This is a genomic window from Pseudomonas gingeri, from assembly GCF_013386115.1.
Lineage (GTDB): Bacteria > Pseudomonadota > Gammaproteobacteria > Pseudomonadales > Pseudomonadaceae > Aquipseudomonas > Aquipseudomonas gingeri.
Genome location: NZ_JACAOR010000001.1, coordinates 152,835 through 168,123, shown reverse-complemented (window position 1 = coordinate 168,123; position 15,289 = coordinate 152,835). Strand labels below are relative to the sequence as shown.

15 protein-coding genes are annotated in these 15,289 nt (G+C 64.3%); 4 read left to right on the top strand and 11 right to left on the bottom strand.

All coding sequences use genetic code 11. The features are described 5' to 3' along the window. The first annotated feature begins 2 nt into the window (after positions 1 to 2). The gene (locus tag HX881_RS00770; RefSeq protein ID WP_177082177.1) at positions 3 to 689 is read left to right on the top strand and encodes an amino acid ABC transporter permease; all 687 of its coding nucleotides are present in this window, start codon (positions 3 to 5) and stop codon (positions 687 to 689) included. 33 nt (positions 690 to 722) lie between these two features. On the opposite strand, the gene HX881_RS00765 is transcribed toward HX881_RS00770, so the two are convergent. Both HX881_RS00765 and HX881_RS00760 read right to left on the bottom strand, forming a co-directional pair. Further along, positions 723 to 944 (bottom strand): hypothetical protein, encoded by a 222-nt coding sequence (locus HX881_RS00765; RefSeq protein WP_017127444.1) that lies wholly within the window; start codon positions 942 to 944, stop codon positions 723 to 725. A gap of 24 nt (positions 945 to 968) precedes the next feature. Then, complete coding sequence (locus tag HX881_RS00760) at positions 969 to 1,916, bottom strand: LysR family transcriptional regulator (protein ID WP_177082176.1); 948 nt, start codon at positions 1,914 to 1,916, stop codon at positions 969 to 971. Between the two features lie 141 nt (positions 1,917 to 2,057). Here HX881_RS00760 and HX881_RS00755 point away from each other — a divergent pair, with 141 nt between their 5' ends. Next, positions 2,058 to 2,492: a GFA family protein gene (locus HX881_RS00755; RefSeq protein WP_177082175.1), complete on the top strand. Its 435-nt coding sequence runs from the start codon at positions 2,058 to 2,060 to the stop codon at positions 2,490 to 2,492. A gap of 110 nt (positions 2,493 to 2,602) precedes the next feature. Here HX881_RS00755 and HX881_RS00750 read toward each other — a convergent pair whose 3' ends face one another. From HX881_RS00750 to HX881_RS00740, 3 genes are read right to left on the bottom strand one after another with little or no spacing between them, the layout of a single operon-like run. Continuing rightward, entirely contained in the window at positions 2,603 to 4,027 is a 1,425-nt protein-coding gene (locus HX881_RS00750) for an efflux transporter outer membrane subunit (RefSeq protein ID WP_177082174.1), read from the bottom strand. After that, positions 4,024 to 5,610, bottom strand: a complete 1,587-nt coding sequence (locus tag HX881_RS00745) for an MDR family MFS transporter (RefSeq protein WP_177082173.1) — start codon at positions 5,608 to 5,610, stop codon at positions 4,024 to 4,026. Before HX881_RS00745 ends, HX881_RS00750 begins: the two co-directional genes overlap by 4 nt. Beyond that, complete coding sequence (locus tag HX881_RS00740) at positions 5,603 to 6,709, bottom strand: HlyD family secretion protein (protein WP_177082172.1); 1,107 nt, start codon at positions 6,707 to 6,709, stop codon at positions 5,603 to 5,605. Before HX881_RS00740 ends, HX881_RS00745 begins: the two co-directional genes overlap by 8 nt. Positions 6,710 to 6,808: 99 nt before the next feature. Between HX881_RS00740 and HX881_RS00735 the strand changes: the two genes are divergently transcribed. After that, entirely contained in the window at positions 6,809 to 7,516 is a 708-nt protein-coding gene (locus HX881_RS00735) for a CerR family C-terminal domain-containing protein (protein WP_017127449.1), read from the top strand. 38 nt (positions 7,517 to 7,554) lie between these two features. Here the strand turns inward: HX881_RS00735 and HX881_RS00730 are convergent, their stop codons facing one another. Both HX881_RS00730 and HX881_RS32950 read right to left on the bottom strand, forming a co-directional pair. Next, positions 7,555 to 7,911, bottom strand: a complete 357-nt coding sequence (locus HX881_RS00730; protein ID WP_177082171.1) for a DUF1937 family protein — start codon at positions 7,909 to 7,911, stop codon at positions 7,555 to 7,557. A gap of 75 nt (positions 7,912 to 7,986) precedes the next feature. After that, on the bottom strand, positions 7,987 to 8,121 hold the full coding sequence (locus HX881_RS32950) for a hypothetical protein (RefSeq protein ID WP_256261920.1): 135 nt from the start codon (positions 8,119 to 8,121) through the stop codon (positions 7,987 to 7,989). A 117-nt stretch (positions 8,122 to 8,238) separates the two neighbouring features. On the opposite strand from HX881_RS32950, the gene HX881_RS00725 reads away from it, so the two are divergent. Next, the gene (locus HX881_RS00725; protein ID WP_017127451.1) at positions 8,239 to 9,021 is read left to right on the top strand and encodes a DeoR/GlpR family DNA-binding transcription regulator; all 783 of its coding nucleotides are present in this window, start codon (positions 8,239 to 8,241) and stop codon (positions 9,019 to 9,021) included. Between the two features lie 179 nt (positions 9,022 to 9,200). Here the strand turns inward: HX881_RS00725 and HX881_RS00720 are convergent, their stop codons facing one another. The 4 genes from HX881_RS00720 to HX881_RS00705 all read right to left on the bottom strand — a co-directional run bounded on the left by HX881_RS00720 (position 9,201) and on the right by HX881_RS00705 (position 15,005). Further along, positions 9,201 to 10,676 (bottom strand): amino acid permease, encoded by a 1,476-nt coding sequence (locus tag HX881_RS00720; protein ID WP_177082170.1) that lies wholly within the window; start codon positions 10,674 to 10,676, stop codon positions 9,201 to 9,203. 250 nt (positions 10,677 to 10,926) lie between these two features. Next, positions 10,927 to 12,342, bottom strand: coding sequence for a glycerol kinase (locus HX881_RS00715; protein ID WP_085983791.1), 1,416 nt, complete (start codon positions 12,340 to 12,342; stop codon positions 10,927 to 10,929). A 25-nt stretch (positions 12,343 to 12,367) separates the two neighbouring features. Continuing rightward, positions 12,368 to 13,606, bottom strand: coding sequence for an NAD(P)/FAD-dependent oxidoreductase (locus HX881_RS00710; RefSeq protein ID WP_177082169.1), 1,239 nt, complete (start codon positions 13,604 to 13,606; stop codon positions 12,368 to 12,370). After that, positions 13,596 to 15,005, bottom strand: a complete 1,410-nt coding sequence (locus tag HX881_RS00705) for an NAD(P)/FAD-dependent oxidoreductase (RefSeq protein WP_177082168.1) — start codon at positions 15,003 to 15,005, stop codon at positions 13,596 to 13,598. Before HX881_RS00705 ends, HX881_RS00710 begins: the two co-directional genes overlap by 11 nt. Between the last annotated feature and the right edge of the window lie 284 nt (positions 15,006 to 15,289).

Sequence of the window (15,289 nt, the reverse complement as noted above, 5' to 3'; positions counted from 1 at the left end):
CCATGGACTTTTCCGTTATCAGCGACAACCTCGACTACTTCCTGATCGGCGCCTACCCGGAAGGCCCCCTCGGCGGCGCGGCGCTGACCCTGCTGCTGAGCGTGCTGTCCGGCACTGCCGCCGCGATCCTCGGCCTGGTGCTGGGCATCGCCCTGAGCACCCTCAAGGGCTGGCCGCGGGGGATACTGATCACCGTGCTGGGTTTCCTGCGGGCGATCCCGGTACTGATGCTGATCTTCTGGAGTTACTTCCTGCTGCCGATCGTCTTCCATGTGGACATACCGGCGCTGTTCACCGTGGTCTGCGCCCTGTCGCTGATCGGCGGTGCGTACCTGGCGTACTCGGTCCACGCCGGTATCCAGAGCCTGCCGGCCGGCCAGTGGGCGGCGGCCCGTGCCCTGGGCATGCGTCCCGTCCAGGTCATGCGGCTGATCATCCTGCCCCAGGCCCTGCCGATCATGCTGCCATCGTTCCTCAACCAGTGGATCTCACTGATCAAGGACACCTCGCTGGCCTATGTGATCGGCGTGGGGGAACTGTCCTTCGTGGCCACCCAGGTCAGCAACCGGGTGATGGTCCATCCCACGGAGATTTTCCTGTTCGTGGCGCTGGTCTACTTCCTGATCTGCTCCAGCCTCGATCTGCTGGCCGGTTTCGCCACCCGCAAACAGCAGGTGAAACGCAGCTGACTCGAGTGTTCCCGGAGCGCAGCCCGGGAACGATCACCCCTTGCCCTGTTGTGTAGCCGGCGACTCCCGAGCCGGCTCCTTGGGACCGATCAAGCACCAGAGCAACAGGCCCAGCAGCGGCACATAAATGATCACGACGATCCAGAGTCCCTTGGTGCCTGCCCCCTGCCCACTTCTCCAGACACTCCTGATGGCCCACAACTCGACCAGCAGCAACACCACCGCCAGGGCGATCCAGACATATTCGATTTGCATGGTTTTCCTCCCGTATGTCCTGCGTTAGGTAGGAGGCGCTGGCGAGGGTTCATTAGTTTTTTGTCCGATATCGGGCACGTCCTGGGTATTCAGGAACTGCGTCAGCGACGCTCCCAGCTCGTCGAACACCCGTGCGATGCGCTGGACCCGTCGCATGTCCTGGTGCATGGCGATCCACACATCCACCAAAAAATCCACCTGTGCGGGCAGCACACGGACCAGGCCATGACGCCGCGCCAGCTGGCTGGAACAGACGCCGATCCCCAGTCCCGCACGCAATGCCGCCAGTTGCGCAAGGTGGTCGTCGGTGCGAATCAGCGTGCGCGCCGGCATGCAGTCGAAGCCACGTTCACGCAGAAACTGCAGCTCCACCAGATTGCGGTCCGGTCCGATCAGCGGGTAGTGATCCAGCTGCGCGACGCTCTGCGGAGTGCCCTGCTCGGCCAGCAGTTCGGCTGTGGCATACAGGCCGACCCGCAGGTCGCCGACCTTGCGCGTGACCACGGCGGCCTCGGTCGGACGGCGGATACGCACCGCCACATCGGCCTCCTGCCGGGACAGGGCCTGCAAGCGGTTCGACACGCTGAGCTCAACGGCCAGTTGCGGATGGGCCCGCCGCAGCGTGCGCAACATCGGCGGCAGGACCTCGACGCCCAGCAGCTTGCTGCTGGTCAGGCGCACCGTGCCACCCGTCACGTCGGCATCCGCCGACGCCGCGCGGTTGAAGGCGTTGGCCGCCATGGCCATCGCCTCGACATGGCCGATCAGGTCCTTGGCCATGTCCGTCGGCAACAGCCCGGCCGGCGAGCGGATAAACAGGCTGACACCGACGCTCTGCTCCAGCGCCTCGATCCGCCGCCGGGCGGTGGCCTGCGCGATTCCCAGCAAACGAGCCGCTCCCGACAGACTGCCGGTTCGCAATACCGCCAGAAAGGCCCGCTGGGTTTCCCACTGTAGTTGAGGCGTGTTCATACATTTCCTGTGAGCCGCTGGGCAATTTTGGCTGATTTTCTTTCGTGAGGCGCGGCCTCATGCTGGTCAAGCATATCCCACGGGGCTTATACCCCAGCGCTCATGCCTCGTCCGCAACCTGAATACTGAAGGAGTTTCCCCATGTCCCTCGCTGGCCATTGCCGCTGTCGCGCCGTGAGCTATACCCTGGCTGCCGATACTCCACTGGCGGTCTACGCCTGTCATTGCCGTGATTGCCAGACCTGGAGCGGCAGTGCCTTTACCCTGCACGCGCTGCTGCCGGGAGATGCCCTGCACTTCAGCGGCCCACTCGGCGAATATGCCTATGACAGCAACGGCGTGCACTCGCGCCACTACCTCTGCGGCGTGTGCCATACCCGCCTCTACAACACCACCAGCGCCGCACCGGGCCTGCACGTATTGCGCGCCGGCACACTGGACAACAGCCCCGCCCTGCAGCCCGTAGCGCATATATGGGTGCAGCACAAGCAAGCCTGGCTGACGCTGCCCGAGGGCATTCCGAGTTGGCCCGACAGCCCCACGCCAGAGGCATTTGCAGCGGCGCTGAGCCAGTAACGCGCATGCCCGCCTTGTGTGGTTGAACGATCCACGACGGGAAAGGGTGATCAAGCGGGAATAAATGGGCTGGGCCGCGTATTTCCTTGTCCAGGCAGCATGCCGCCCTTTCAGCCCTGCCAGCCCAATCCCAGCGCCTTGTGCAACGAGGCAAAGTCCTTGAGCAGTTCGCTGTCGCCACTGACGCGGTTCTGCTCGGCATCGAAGCGCGTGCGCTCGGCATTCAGCCAGTCCAGGGTACTGGCGGTGCCGGCGTCGTAGCGTTCGCGGGTCAGGCTGGCCGCACGGGCGGAGGATGCTTCGATGTCCCGCAGCAGCACCACGTTTTCACGCTGATGGCCGTAACGGGCCAAAGCCACATCGGCGTCCCGCAGCGCACCGAGGACCACGCCACGGTAATGCGCGCGGGCTTCGTCGAGGCCACCTTCGGCACTGTCGACATTGGCCGCCACGCGACCGAAGTCCAGGGCATTCCAGGTCAATCGCGGGACCAGCAGCCAGGTGGCGCTGTCCTTGCGCATCAGGTGCGAAGGCTCGGCGGCGCTGAAGCTCAGATCGCCGGTCAGCGACAGCTTGGGAAACCAGTCGGCCTTTTTCTCGCCGACCTGGGCGCTGCTGGACGCCAGTTGCCGCTCGGCGACGCGGATGTCCGGGCGGGACTTGATCAGCGCCGCCGGATCGGCCACCGGCACGCTCGCGGGGATACTGGGAAGCCCGCGCGGCTGGCCGAGGCGGCTGTCCAGCTCGCCCGGCTCGAGGTCACAGAGCACCGCCAGTTGATCCAGCGACTCGATGATCTGCGCCTGCAACGGCAGGCGCTGGGCACGGGTGGTCTGCCACTGGGTGGTGACTTGCTCCAGTTGCAACTGCGAAGCGACGCCACGGCTGCGGCGCTGCCGGGTCAAGTCGACCACTTGCGCCTCCAGGCTGGCCGAGGCGTCGACCAGGGCCAGGCGGGTTTGCTGGTCGCGCAGGCCGACATAGGCCTGCACGACTTCCGCAGCCAGTTGCACCTGGGCATCGGCCAGGGACTCGGCCGACGCGTCGGCGCTGGCCGAGGCCGCCTCGATGGCGCGACGCGTACCGCCGAACATGTCCACTTCCCAGCTGGCATCGAAGTCCGTCAGGTACAACGACAGCGGCCCACGCCCGCCCCCACTCTCCTGCCCCGTCAGGCCGGACAGATCGGGGGAACGCAAGCGGACCGCGGTGGCATTGGCACTCAGCTTCGGTTGCCCGGCCGCCTGCTGGCCGTGCAACCCGGCCCGAGCCTGGCGCAGACGTGCCTGGGCGACGTGGATATCCGAACTGTCGTTGAGCGCGGTTTCCACCAGGCTGTCCAACTGCGCATCCCCCAGGGTCCGCCACCAGTGGGCGACAGCCGGAGCCGTGGCGGCACCTGGGTCCGCATGGGCGAAACGCCCGGCCGTCTGGGTCTTTTCCGCCACCGCGGGCGCACCGTGGTAATCGGGGCCGACGGTGCAACCGGCAAGCAGGCCCATGACCAGGGCCGAAATCAGGGTTCTGTCGATCATCGTGCGGGGCTCACCGGAAGAGGTGGTTTCTTGAGGAAAAGGGCCAGGGGAATACACAGCGCCAAGGCGATACCCAGCAGGTAGAAACAGTCGCTGAAGGTGATCACCGAGGCTTGCAGGGCAATATCGCGACTCAACTGGCCGACCGTCTGCACTTGCGCCAGGGCCTGGTCACCGGTCTGGCCCATGAACGCCGCGGCCTGTGCCGCCATATGGTCCTGGCCCAGGGTGCTGTTGGCCGTCAGCGATTCGCGGATCATCGCGTCGTGATAGCTGTTGCGCCGATCGATCAGCACACCGGTCAGGGCCAGGCCGATGGAGCCGCCGATATTGCGCGACATGTTGTAGAGCCCGGCCGCCTCGCCCTTTTCGTTGACCTGCACCGCCGCCATGCTGAGCTGGTTGAGCGGCATCATCGCCAGTATCTGGGCGAAACCGCGTACCAGTTGCGACGCATCGAAATCATGACCGACGCTGTCGGCCGTCAGGTTCAGGCTCATCATGCAACTGATCACGAACAGCACCAGGCCGGTGCCGACCAACCAGCGACTGTCATACCGCTGCATCAGCCGGGGCAGGAACGGCATCAGCAGAAAGGCCGGTATGCCGGACAGCAGCATGATCGAGCCGGACTGCTGGGCGTTGTAGCCGGAAATGCTGCCGAGAAACTGCGGCAACAGATAGGAAACGCCATAGACCGCCGCCCCCACCGTCGACACGATCAGGATCACGCTGGCATAACGCGGGTTGCGCATCAGTTCGAGCTTGACGATCGGCTTGGCCGCACTGAACTGGCCGAAGGCGACCAGGACAAAGCCCAGCAGCATCAGCAGGCTCAGGCCGACGATCAACGAGGACTCGAACCAGTGTTCACGCTGGCCCTCCTCGAGGATCACCGTCAGCGCGCTCAAGCCCAGGGCCAGGCCGAGAATACCCAGCCAGTCGGCCTTGATGAACTGCTGGAAGTCGGCTTTTTCCGGGCGGATGCCGGTCCACAGCAAGGTGACCAGGGCCAGGCTGATGGGCAGGTTGAGAAAAAAGCACCAGCGCCAGCTGGCGTTCTCGGTCAGCCAGCCACCGAGCACCGGCCCCAGCAACGGTCCCAGCAGTACGATCAGGCCGAACATGGACATGCCGATCGCCATCTGGTGCCTGGGCAGTCGCGTACCGATGATGGTCTGCGCCGTGGGAATCATCGCGCCCCCGGCAAAGCCCTGGCCGACGCGCGCGAGAATCATGCCCGTGAGGCTGGTGGACATGCCGCAGAAAAATGAAAACAGCGTGAAGGTCATCGCCGTGCCCATCAGGAACCGGCGCAGGCCAAAGACCCGGGTCAACCAGGCCGCCAGCGGGATCATGACGATCTCCGACATCAGGTAGCCGGTGGAGATCCAGGTGCCCTCCGTGCCCGAGGCACCGATCTGGCCCTGGATCTGCGGCAGGGCCGAGTTGGTGATGGAAATATCCAGCGTGGCCAGCAAGGCGCCCAGGGCACCGGCTGCGACCGCGATCCAGTCGGTCACCGAGGCATTGGCCTCCAGGGCCGGCTCGGGCGTAGCCGCGACCGTCGCGCTGTCAGCCATGGTGGCGGGTGTCCACGTCGACGGTCACCGACAGGCCCGGCATCAGCACGGCACGCGCCGAATCCGGGACATCCAGCTGGATCCGCACCGGGACCCGCTGCACGATCTTGGTGAAGTTGCCCGTGGCGTTCTGTGCCGGCAACAGCGCGAACTGCGAACCGGTGCCGGGCGAAAGACTGTCGATATGACCGCTCAGGTCTTCGCCACCCAGGGCATCAACGTGAACCGTGACCGCCTGGCCGGGTTGCATATGGTGAATCTGGGTTTCCTTGAAATTGGCCGTCAGGTACAGCGCCTGCACCGGCACCACGGTCAGCAGGCGCGTACCGGGCTGGGTGAACTGACCGACCCGCACACTGCGGTCGGCCACCCGGCCGGACAGGGTGCTGACGACGGTGGTGTCATCCAGGTCCAGCTGCGATTGCCGGGCACTGGCCTGGGCCACCGCCAGTTGGGCGCGGGTCTGCTGCAACTGCGCCTTGAGTGTGCCGATGCGGGTTTCGGCCGCCTGCAACGAGGCCTGGTGCGCGACCAGGCCGGTGCTGGCCTGGGCCAGTTGATTGTTGAGATCGGCCAGGTGCTCTTCGGTCTCGGCCCCGGAGCGGGCCAATGGCGCATAGCGCTTGACCTGGGTCTGGGCGTGCCGCAGGTCGGCGTTGGCACCCTCGAGCTGGGCACGGACCTGGGCAATGCTCGCCGCCTGCTCCACCAGTTCGGCCTCGGCCCTGGCCACATCGGCCTGGCGCGAGGCCACGGTGGCCTGGGCCTCGTCCAGCGCCGCCTGATACTTGCGGTTGTCCAGGCGCACCAGCGGCTGGCCGACGCTGACGGTTTCGTTGTCGCTGACCAGTACCTGGGCGACATAACCGCCGACCTTGGGCGCCACGGTCATGCTGTCGGCCTGCAGGTAAGCGTCATCGGTGGTTTCGACGAAACGCCCGCTGAACCACCAGTGCGCGCCCCAGCCGAGCAGCGCCGCCACCGCGAGCACAGCGAGTCCGATCAAGGCCCGTGGTGGCTTGGCCCGGCGCCCGGGAGGGTTGTTTTCAGACACGGGTTCGAGGCGGTCAAGCTGACCGATAGGTTGATCGACGGACATGCCGCGCTCCAAAATATTCCAGTTGGTAAAAAATGCGGCGATGGCGAATTTATGTCAAGTGATATAATTTGTCCGGGCATTCTTTTTTCAGGCTTACCCATGGCACGACATCGACCAGCAAAGGAAGGCGGCTACCAGCGCGGGGAAGACACCCGCCTGCGGATTATCGAGGCCGCCGTGGACCAGTTCGCCACCCACGGCTTCGAAAGCGCATCGACGCGCCAGATCGCAGCGGCTGCGGGGGTCAATGCGCCGGCGTTGCAATACTATTTCGACAACAAGGAAGGGGTTTACCTGGCGTGCGTCGAGCACATCCTCGCGCAGCTCTGGGCACAACTGACGGACGAGGTTTCGGCCGCCGAGGAAGCGCTGGAAGATCCCCACGCCGATGACCGCACCTTGATTGAGCGTTACCTGGATGTTCTCGGCGTCTTCCTGTCGTTCATTCTCGAGACCCCGGAATCCGCCGACTGGCGTCGCTTCATGGCCTGCGAGCAGGCCGGCATGGGCCCGCCGTCGGCCGCCACGCTGATGGAGCAAGGCCTCAACCAGCGCCTCTCGCACGTTACCCGCTCCATCGTCGCCCGCCTGACCGGGCGACCCGTCGATGACGAAATCACGATAATCCGGACGATGGCCTTCAACAGCCAGAGCATCGTCTTTCGTGTGAAGCGGGCGCCCATTCTGCGGGCCCTGGGTTGGGACACCATCGACCAGCAACGCATGGAAACCGTGCGCGAGGTGATGCTTTCACAGAATCGCCTGACGTTGCTGGCGCTGGTCCACGAGCGCGACGCGCTGGAGTGATCTTCACTTCACCCACCGTGGCCCATTGCTGGTGGTGTTCAAGCGAACTCGACAGACACCTCCGACCAGAGGCTGACCAGGCGCCCACGCTGCCTGAAGAACTCGATCTCGCGCTGAATCCCCGAACTGAGTTCCCAGCCCGGCAGGTCGAGGACGATCAACTCCCCCATCATCTCCATGAACAGCGCATCCACCGGAGCCCACAGCTTGCCGATCGCCTGGCTGTCCTTGCCGACAAACGCCAGGTTGATCGGATGGGACATGGACACCTGGCTGAATACCGCGTGCCCGGCGTCGATGATCTGGGCGGCGACCCGGTTGCACTGGATAAAACGCTCATGAACCACGGTGGCCTCGGCATGGCTGTACGGACAGGCCAGGAAAATCTTGCGCATGAAAAATCTCTCGTCTGATGAATGAATGGCCGAAGCAAGGTGTCGGTAGAACAGGCTTCAGCGACCGGATATCCATCACATCCCATGCCATTTCTTGGTTTTCATGTTGATTTGAAAGACACTCCCACTTAAATTGGTCACTTTCATCGACACACCCGTCGGCGCGAACCCGCTGGCCGGAGCCAGCGTCGCGTGGAGACGATTGTGCATTTCCCCGTTCCCGTGCCGCCGCTCGGCGCCCCTTGCCAAAGGCCTTTCCGGAGGCTGGCCGGCAACGTGTGCAGCGGTAACAACCCGCGCCCATCCAGGTAGCAACCGGAGCCCGCCATGCGCCCCAACGAAAGACGACAACACATCCTCGAACTGCTGCGCCAGCGCGAACGGATTTCCGTGGATGAGCTGGCCAGGACGCTGCACACCTCCCAGGAAACCATTCGCCGTGACCTCACCGAACTGGCGGAAAATGGCCAGGTCACCAAGTTCCATGGCGGCGCTTCCCTGCCCCCCAGCGGTGAACACGAAAACGCCTTCCAGACCCGCATGAACGAGTTCTCCCAGGAGAAGCGCGCGGTAGCCCGCTACGCCGCCGGGCTCTATGCCCCGGGCGACAGCATCCTGATCGATACCGGCACCACCACGCTGTTCTTCGCCAGGGAACTGGCTCGCCTGAACCGCATCACCGTGATCACCAACTCGTTGCTGATCGCCGAGGCCATGGGCGTCAGCGGTAATCGGGTATTCATGATCGGCGGCGAATTCCGTCCCGAATCCAACCAGAACAGCGGCTCCCTGGCGCTGGAACAGATCGCCCGCTTCAACGCCGAACATGCGGTAGTGACCATCGGCGCCCTGAGTGCCGACGGCGCCTTTGACTTTTCCATCGAGGAAGCCGAGATCGCCCGCGCCATGATTGCCCGGGCGCGCTACCTCACGGTGATTGCCGACTCGTCGAAACTGGGCCGTCGCGCCCTGTTCCAGGTGTTCCCGCTGGAGCGTATCGATCGGTTGATCATTGACCGCAAGCCGGTCGGCGAATTGGGCGAAGCCCTGGCCAGGGCCCAGGTGGAAGTTCACGAAGCACCGCTGTTGCAGCGCACGGAATGGATCTGAAAGTCTGCATCGATCCCTCTTGTCCCCTGTCCTGTATATGGACACAAGAGGGATCGAGCAGCTTTATCGCGGTCAGCCGAATCCGTGGGTCTGACAATGCCAGTCCCGGAATGACAACTTCACGTATTGACGGTTTCAACTAACCTGGGGCGAGAAACAGCAAGTCCGACTGGTCTCGTTCAATGCAGGGGCGGCATCCGCTCCAACTGTCTGCGACGGGTCATCCATACAATCGCAAAGATCACCGCGCCCACCGCCATCGACGCCAGCACATACATCTGTGCCACGCGGAAGTCGCTCGGAATGATGAACACGCACAACTCGACAGCGAGCCAGACGCAGGCCCCGATCACCACCGGCCACTCCCACTTGCCCAGGGTGAAATCATCGGCGTGATGGACATGCTTGTGCCGTGTGGCGATATACAGGATCACTGTCCCGCTGTAGAGCAAGGCCGGGAACAGGGTGGCGGCGCCTAGCATCTCGGTCAGGGCATCGGGGCTGTTGTAGAAGCTCAGGACCACCAGCACGCTGACCAGCGTGACAAACACCGTCGCCCACGACGGCCCGCCCGTGGCGCGCGGCACCCGGCTCAACTGCTCGGAAAACGGCAGGCGGCCATCGCGGGCCATGGAGTGCACCAGACGGCTGTTGCTGGTCATGATCACCAGGCCGCAGGCGAAGATGGCCACGCAGACCACCACCAGGATCAGCTTGCTCATGGTCTCGCCAAGGGTGATACGGATCACATCCGCCACCGGTGCCGAGCTCTTGGTCAGCTCGGCGACCTGATCACCCAGGCCCATGCTGATCACGATCAGGAAGAAGGTGCCCATCACGCCACTGATCAGCACCGCGTTGGCCATGGCCCGCGGCACCACCTGCTTGGGATTGTGGGTCTCCTCGGCCATGTTCGCCGCCGCTTCCCAACCCACCAGGGTAAAGGCACCGAGCAGCCCGGAAAGCATGAACGGACCCAGCCAGCCGTAATAGTGGTCGCTATGGACGATACCGGTGGAGAACAGATTCGACAGGTTGCCCTTGCCGAAAAAGCTCACCGCCACGCCGATGCCGACGATCAGGCCGATCACCGCGATCACCTCGGCGGCCACCGCCATGTTGTTGATCCTGGTCAGCAGCGGTGTCGACCAGATGATCAGCGCGCCCTGGATCAGGAACACTACCGCCGCCGTCAAGGCTCCGGCCTGTGGCGTGTAATCGAGCCCCAGCAAGGGGAACAGCGCCACCTGCGCCAGCCCATAGTCCACCGCCACGGCCACCATCATGGTGAACGCAAAACTGGCCCAACCGAACCACCAGCCCACCACCGGATTGACCAGGCGACTGGCCCACTGGTAACTGAACCCCGACAGCGGGATCTTGCTCGCCAGCAGGCCGAATACCAGCGCCACCAGCAAGGTGCCCAGGGTCACGATGGGCCAGGTCCAGATGCCGATGGGCCCGCTGGAAACCAGGACCGAGCCATAGGTTGAAAACAACCCGGTGGTGATCGAGATAAACGAGAACGCCACGGCAAAGGATTCAAACTTGCCCAGCGAACGTTCGAACTGCGCCTGATAGCCGGCGCCTGATTCCAGTGAATGGGTCGCCCCAGCGGCCACAGCTTCCTGTGACCTTGATATAAAGTCAGACATTGGAGTGTCTCCTCAAAGTGTCTTATTGATGTACTTCGCCCTGTTCGACAGGCCGTTCGTATAACGCGGCAGTTGCTCGACAGGAGCTGAAACGGACGACGCACTTCGCATGCCATTATCTTTTTTGTTGTGGTTTTGCCTCTTTCAAAACAACGATGTGGTCACTTACTTGTGGGAGATCTCCATGAGTTCGGGCAGCACTTTCCTGGGCAACCTGCCTGCGCAGGTCGCCAGGGGGCTTGTGGTTCACTCAGCGCCAGTTACGACAGCGACTGACCGCGTCGGCAAAGGTCTCGCGCCAGGCCAGCGCGGTGTCGACGCCAACCCTGGGGTGAAACTCGGTACAGGTGTTGCGCGGCGCAACCAATTCGCGGCCGAGGCCACGGGCCGCCAATGCCGCGCAGCCGAACGCGGTCAGCTCATCGAAGCGCTGGGTGACGATGCACCGCTGCAGGGCATCGGCGAGGAACTGGGCAAAATAGGGGCTGCGGGCCAGGCCGCCGTCGATGGACAGGCGATCGGTGACATTGAGGAAGCCGTCCATCGCGCTGATCACCTCGACACTGCGCAAGGCCACGCCTTCCAGCAGCGCCTGGCACATATCCTGGCGTGACGTCCCGGCGTTCATGCCGATCCATTGCGCCGCGGCACTGCGATCCCAATGCGGGCAGGCCAGGCCGGACAGTGCCGGGACAAACGCCAGTTGCCGGGAAATCGCCGGCGGCCGGTCAAAGCCCGCCAGCTCGGAAAAGTCCTCGAACAGACCCAGGCGCCCTGCCCACTCGACCGCCGCGCTGGCGTCATAGACGCCACCGTCCATGGCATACACCGGCTTGCCGTCGATCTGCCAGGCAATGGTCGCCAGCAGGCCTTTTTCCGGCGCGCGAATGATCTGTTCACCGGTCACGGTCAGGGCGAACGCCCCGGTGCCGAAGGTGATTTTCGCGTCGCCCGATTGCCGGCAGCCGTGCCCGTACAACGAGGCCTGCTGGTCCACCACCGAAGCAGTCACCGGCGTGTTGCCGATCTCGCCGAACGAACCGACCGTGTCGCGGATCGGCGGCAGGGTTTCCATGGGCACGCCGAACAAGGCACAGAGCTGCGGGTCCCATTGCCCGCTCGCCAGGTTCATCAACGAGGTGCGCGACGCGGTGGTGACATCCGTGGCGAAGACCCCGGTCAGACGGTCGAGAAAATAGGCGTCCGTGGTGCCCAGGCGCAAACGCCCGGCCGCCAGCGCCTGCTGGGCGGCCGGCAGGTGCGTGAGGATCCAGCCCAGCTTGCTCGCGGAAAAATACGGATCCAGCGGCAACCCGGCACGCTCCAGGGTCAACGCCTCGCCCCCCTCGCGGCGCAACTGCTCGATCTGCGCCGAGGTGCGGTTGTCCTGCCAGACGATCACCGGTGACAGCGGCTGTCCACTGAGGGCATCCCAGGCCAGGCAGCTTTCGCCCTGGTTCGCCAGGCCGATGGCGTCCACCGGACCGGTGGCCTCCAGGCAGCGTTCGATATTGGCCAGCAACTCCAGCGGGTCATGTTCGACCCAACCCGGTTGCGGATGATGTTGCTGGTGGCGCAGCGACAGGAGGATGTCGGCGGCACCATTCTGGTTGACCACCAGCACGCGGGTGCTGGTGGTTCCCTGGTCCAGGGCGGCAATTCGCATTGTCATGCTTTCCTCGGTAATGCGTTCAATCATGATCGACGACATCGACGTCCAGGTGCTGGACGCCCGTCGGCCACTTCAAGTGAGCAATCGGAATCAGTACCCGACGCTCGGGCAAACTGGTCAATGAACGGGCCCAGATTTCCTTGCCGTCGGCCAGCACCCGCAAGCGCCCCTGCGCCGCCTGGCTGACCCGCAACTGCAAATACTTGAGGCCGCGGGTGGTGCCGGTCGCCAGGCGTTGCGGCACGCAGAGCTTGAGCGGGCCGTGCACGACAATCGCCACCGAACCGCCGGGAACCGGTAGCTCGCCCCGCAAATCCCTGGCCAGCAGTTCGGCAACCCGTCGGCCTTCTCGGTATGACCAGCCGGCGGTTTCAATCGGACGCAGCAGGTTGCCGGCGGCGAAATAGGCCGGGTCGGAACAGCGGGCAAACTGGTCGATCACCGGCCCGCCGCTGCTGCGATCGAGCTTGAGATGACTCAGGCGCACCAGGCTCGCTTCCGGCACAAAGGCACCGGTCAGCAGGACACCGTCACAGGCAAAGGTCCGAACGCTGCCGTCGGCCAGTTCCACCCGCGCCGACTCCACGCGTCCGGTGCCCTGGATATCCAGCAGCCGCGCGCCGAAATGCATCGGTACAGCGCACAACAGAGGGAACAACGACAGCGGCCAGCGTGCCGTCGCCCGGCTATTGGCCTCGATCATCGCCACTGGCCGGATCCCGGCGCGGCGACAACTGAGCACCGCCGACAGGCTGACCAGTTCGGTACCGATGATCAGCGGACGTTCGAACGGCTTGAGCTGCTCCAGGTAGAGGTAGGACTGCAGGGCGCCGGTGTTGATCACCCCCAACGGCCGGTCACCACCGAGCAGACGGGCCGAGCGCGGCGTCTCCCGGGCGCCGGTGGCCAGCAGCACGCGGCGGGCCTGGAGGCGCAGGGAACCCTGCGGGCTGACGATCTCCAGCAAACCACCGTGTCCCAACCGCGTCACCGTGTGCTTGAGACGGATCTCGACACCGGCCGTCAGTGCCTCGCGGATATTGCGCCGGGCGTAATCCGGTCCGGACAGGATCCGGCCGTACTCCCGCAGACCGAAGGGCGGATGCCCGCAGTGTCGCGGAATGCCCCCGGCCTCGGCTTCGCGCTCGATGATCACCACGCGCTGGACACCACGGCGCTTCAAGGCCACCGCCGCCGCAAGCCCCGACGGCCCGCTGCCGATGATCGCGACATCGACCGTTTCAGTCTCACTGAACATGAATGCAACTCCCCGTGGACAGTGGCACGGCGAGTCGACCCTCGCTCAATTGCGCCACCCGTGCCGAACAATAGAATCCCTGGCAACGCCCCATGCAGGCCCGCGTGCGGCGCTTCAACCCGCCCAGGTCGCCAGGCGGCAGGAGGCTGTTCAGGGCCGTGGTGATTTCCCGGGCGGTGACCAGTTCGCAATGACAGACCATCTCGCCATAGCCGGGGCTCTGGTAGTCCCGCGGCAGGTGTTCCGCCAGGTTCGGCAGCCGCGGCCAGAGCACGGTCGCCGGTGGGCGATGGGAATGCGTGCTGCCATACAGTTCGAAGACATGCCGGGCTATACCCAGCGCCGCGGTCAGGCCGGTGGAACGGATCCCGCCGACGGTAATCCAGTTGCGTTCGGCCACCTGGCGAATGCGGTATTCCTTCTTGTCGCTGGCCGGGCGCAGGCCGGCATAAGTGGCGGTCACCGGCATGCCGGCCAGCGCCGGAATCCGCTCGACCGCCGCCGCGACCAGTTCCGCCAGCATCAGCCCGTCGAGGCCGGCATGGATACGGTCGTCCTGCTCCTCGGCGGTCGGCCCCACCAGCAGGTTGCCGAAGACCGTGCGGGTCAGCACGATGCCCTTGGTCCGTTCGTTGGGGACCGGCAGGACGATGGTCTGCAGCAATCGCGCGGCGGCCTTGTCGAAGACCACGAACTGGCCCTTGCGCGGATGGATGCTGAAATGACTCTCCCCCAGCAGGCGCTCTTCCAGGCAGTCGCCGAACAGGCCCGCGCAATTGATGACAGACGTTGCCCGCACAGGCCCGCGACTGGTCTGCAGTTGCCAGGCCAGGCCGTCGAAGTCGCCACCTTGGACCTCGGTCCCCAGAACCACCCTGGCGCCGTGCAACAGGGCCTGTTGCAGGTAACCCAGGGGGGCCGACCAGGGATCGATGAGGAACTCCCCCGGCACCTGCACGGCACCGAGCGCCTTGTGCGACAGCTCGGGCTCCAGTTGGCGGATCCGTGCCGGCTCCAGCAACTCCACATCATCGACGCCATTGTCCCGCGCCTGCCGGGCAATGCCGTCGAGCTTACCCAGGTCATCCGCGGTCCAGGCCACGACCATGGCGCCGGTCCTGAGCACAGGCAGGTTCATCTGCTGGTGGATATCGAGGTACTCGTGGTAACCGGCCTGCATGCAGGCCAGTTCGAGGCTGTCGCGGGGCGCGTCGAACCCGGTGTGCAGGATCGCGCTGTTACCTTTGCTGGCCCCCGACAGAATATCGCTGGCCTTTTCCAGCAACAGTACCCGGGCCCCCTCCAGGGCGAATCGGCGAGCCATGGCACACCCCACCACGCCGCCACCGATCACCGCGACGTCGTAGGTATCTGCCTTGCTCGGGAATGCATCAATCATTGTCTTGACCTGTCTCGTAATGCGGCATCTTCAATGAGCAAAACAGGTGCAGTGACTATGCCACCCTCCGTTTTTTTGTGGTTTTGTGGAAAGCAGGCGGTTTTATTCGGGCATCCCTGTGCCACTGGAGAGGCCGGTTCTTCATGCATTGAAAAAATCGGGGGTGATAACAATCGGTCAAAACCACTTGTTTCGACTATTTCTTCCTTTATAGGCAGGATGACCCGAACTCATCGAACACCCTTTCTGTGGCTGTTTCGCTCGATCAAAGCTATTCGGGCAGT

Excerpts from the sequence above, each read along its gene's own strand:
- HX881_RS00740 (WP_177082172.1), bottom strand. The coding sequence starts at position 6,709 with ATGTCCGTCGATCAACCTATCGGTCAGCTTGACCGCCTCGAACCCGTG.
- HX881_RS00765 (WP_017127444.1), bottom strand. The coding sequence starts at position 944 with ATGCAAATCGAATATGTCTGGATCGCCCTGGCGGTGGTGTTGCTGCTG.
- HX881_RS00715 (WP_085983791.1), bottom strand. The coding sequence starts at position 12,342 with ATGCGAATTGCCGCCCTGGACCAGGGAACCACCAGCACCCGCGTGCTG.
- HX881_RS00760 (WP_177082176.1), bottom strand. The coding sequence starts at position 1,916 with ATGAACACGCCTCAACTACAGTGGGAAACCCAGCGGGCCTTTCTGGCG.
- HX881_RS00725 (WP_017127451.1), top strand. The coding sequence starts at position 8,239 with ATGCGCCCCAACGAAAGACGACAACACATCCTCGAACTGCTGCGCCAG.
- HX881_RS32950 (WP_256261920.1), bottom strand. The coding sequence starts at position 8,121 with ATGCACAATCGTCTCCACGCGACGCTGGCTCCGGCCAGCGGGTTCGCG.
- HX881_RS00770 (WP_177082177.1), top strand. The coding sequence starts at position 3 with ATGGACTTTTCCGTTATCAGCGACAACCTCGACTACTTCCTGATCGGC.
- HX881_RS00705 (WP_177082168.1), bottom strand. The coding sequence starts at position 15,005 with ATGATTGATGCATTCCCGAGCAAGGCAGATACCTACGACGTCGCGGTG.
- HX881_RS00730 (WP_177082171.1), bottom strand. The coding sequence starts at position 7,911 with ATGCGCAAGATTTTCCTGGCCTGTCCGTACAGCCATGCCGAGGCCACC.
- HX881_RS00745 (WP_177082173.1), bottom strand. The coding sequence starts at position 5,610 with ATGGCTGACAGCGCGACGGTCGCGGCTACGCCCGAGCCGGCCCTGGAG.
- HX881_RS00755 (WP_177082175.1), top strand. The coding sequence starts at position 2,058 with ATGTCCCTCGCTGGCCATTGCCGCTGTCGCGCCGTGAGCTATACCCTG.
- HX881_RS00710 (WP_177082169.1), bottom strand. The coding sequence starts at position 13,606 with ATGTTCAGTGAGACTGAAACGGTCGATGTCGCGATCATCGGCAGCGGG.
- HX881_RS00750 (WP_177082174.1), bottom strand. The coding sequence starts at position 4,027 with ATGATCGACAGAACCCTGATTTCGGCCCTGGTCATGGGCCTGCTTGCC.
- HX881_RS00720 (WP_177082170.1), bottom strand. The coding sequence starts at position 10,676 with ATGTCTGACTTTATATCAAGGTCACAGGAAGCTGTGGCCGCTGGGGCG.
- HX881_RS00735 (WP_017127449.1), top strand. The coding sequence starts at position 6,809 with ATGGCACGACATCGACCAGCAAAGGAAGGCGGCTACCAGCGCGGGGAA.